This is a genomic window from Mesorhizobium sp. M3A.F.Ca.ET.175.01.1.1 (genome assembly GCF_004791945.1).
Lineage (GTDB): Bacteria > Pseudomonadota > Alphaproteobacteria > Rhizobiales > Rhizobiaceae > Mesorhizobium.
This window is the reverse complement of record NZ_SRTP01000112.1, coordinates 1-394: the sequence shown is the minus strand read 5'-3', so window position 1 is coordinate 394 and position 394 is coordinate 1. Positions and strand designations below refer to the sequence as shown.

At 61.4% G+C, this 394-nt stretch carries 1 protein-coding gene; it reads right to left on the bottom strand.

The features are described from left to right. Window positions 1-394: VWA domain-containing protein (locus tag EN818_RS30980; RefSeq protein WP_189523988.1), on the bottom strand; the 394-nt coding region annotated here is incomplete at both ends.

Genomic DNA, 394 nt, shown 5'->3' with positions numbered 1-394 from the left:
GTCGCCGAGCGCGTCGATGGTGTCGACCGCATCGGACACGCCAGAGATCGGGTCGGCCAGCGTGTTTGCGTTGTCCGAAACGACGATGATGACCTGCGTCTTCTTCGGGTCGGTGCCTTCGAAGAAGGCCTCGGCCTGCGAGAGCGCGGCGCCGAAGTTCGTCGACAATCCACCGGACGTAAGATCGCCGATCCACACCTCGAGCGAATCGATGTTGTCGGACGTGACCTTGCGATACTGCTTGCTCGACTTGACCGAGTCGGACCAAGAGACGAAGCGCACGTCATACTTGACGTCGGTGTTGGTGCGCATCCAGTCGGTGATGAAGAGCGCTGCGGCCTTGACCGCCTGCAAACGCGAGCCGACGATGGAGGACGAGGTATCGAGAGCCACA